Source organism: Streptomyces sp. ID05-39B (genome assembly GCF_033794725.1).
GTDB lineage: Bacteria > Actinomycetota > Actinomycetes > Streptomycetales > Streptomycetaceae > Streptomyces > Streptomyces bobili.
In genome coordinates, this window is record NZ_JARGEF010000507.1 from 1 (window position 1) to 1,335 (window position 1,335).

Below are 1,335 nucleotides of genomic sequence, written 5' to 3' on the forward strand. Positions count from 1 at the left end.
CCCCAGCCCCCCGTTGACCCCCGTGCCGGTGCCGCCTGGCCGCAGCCGATTCGGCACGACCAGCGGCAGCCGGTCAATCCCGGTGCCGCACCGCTGGGTTACACGGCGGCCGTGGAGCTGTCCTCCGATCGCCTGCTCAACAACAAGAAGCAGAAGGCGAAGAGCAGCCGTCCGGCGGCCGGCGGTGGCCGGTTCAAGATCGGGGGGAAGAAGGAGGAGGCCGAGCGGCAGCGGAAGCTGGAGCTGATCCGGACCCCGGTGCTGTCCTGCTACCGCATCGCCGTCATCAGTCTCAAGGGCGGGGTCGGCAAGACGACGACGACCACCGCGCTCGGCTCCACCCTCGCCACCGAGCGCCAGGACAAGATCCTCGCGATCGACGCGAACCCGGACGCCGGTACGCTCGGCCGCCGCGTGCGCCGCGAGACCGGGGCCACGATCCGTGACCTGGTCCAGGCGATCCCGTACCTCAACTCGTACATGGACATCCGGCGGTTCACCTCGCAGGCCGCCTCCGGCCTGGAGATCATCGCCAACGACGTCGACCCGGCCGTCTCCACTGCGTTCAACGACGAGGACTACCGGCGCGCGATCGACGTGCTCGGCAAGCAGTACCCGATCATCCTCACCGACTCGGGCACCGGTCTCCTCTACAGCGCGATGCGCGGGGTGCTCGACCTCGCGGACCAGCTCATCATCATCTCGACTCCGTCGGTGGACGGCGCCAGCAGCGCCAGTACGACGCTGGACTGGCTGTCCGCGCACGGGTACGCCGAGTTGGTCTCACGCTCCCTCACCGTGATCTCCGGTGTCCGCGAGACGGGCAAGATGATCAAGGTGGATGACATCGTCAGCCACTTCGAGACGCGGTGCCGGGGTGTCGTCGTCGTGCCGTTCGACGAGCACCTCTCCGCCGGTGCCGAGGTCGACCTCGACATGATGCGGCCGAAGGTGCGGGAGTCGTACTTCAACCTCGCGGCGATGGTCGCGGAGGACTTCGTCCGGCACCAGCAGATGCACGGCCTGTGGACCAGCGACGGCAACCCGCCGCCGGTCGCCGCCCCGCCCCTGCCGGGCCAGCCCGGCCACCCCCAGCAGCAGTACCCGTACCAGCCGCAGGCCCAACCCCAACCCCAGCCCGGCCAGCCGTACCCCGCCGCTCCCCAGCAGCCGGGCGGCCAGCCGTACCCACAGCAGGGGCAACCGCAGGGCCAGCCGCAGCAGCCGTACCCCCAGCAGGGCCAGCCGCAGCAGCCGTACCCGCAGATGCCGCAGCAAGGCCAGCCCTACCCGGACCACGGCCAGCACTCCCCGTACCCCCAGCACCCCCAGAAC

The 1,335-nt window shown here is 70.3% G+C and carries 1 protein-coding gene; it reads left to right on the plus strand.

The genetic code is table 11. The annotated features are described in order from the left end of the window. The coding region (locus P1P75_RS41545) for a MinD/ParA family protein (protein ID WP_319265238.1) at positions 1-1,335 on the plus strand (1,335 nt) is incomplete at both ends.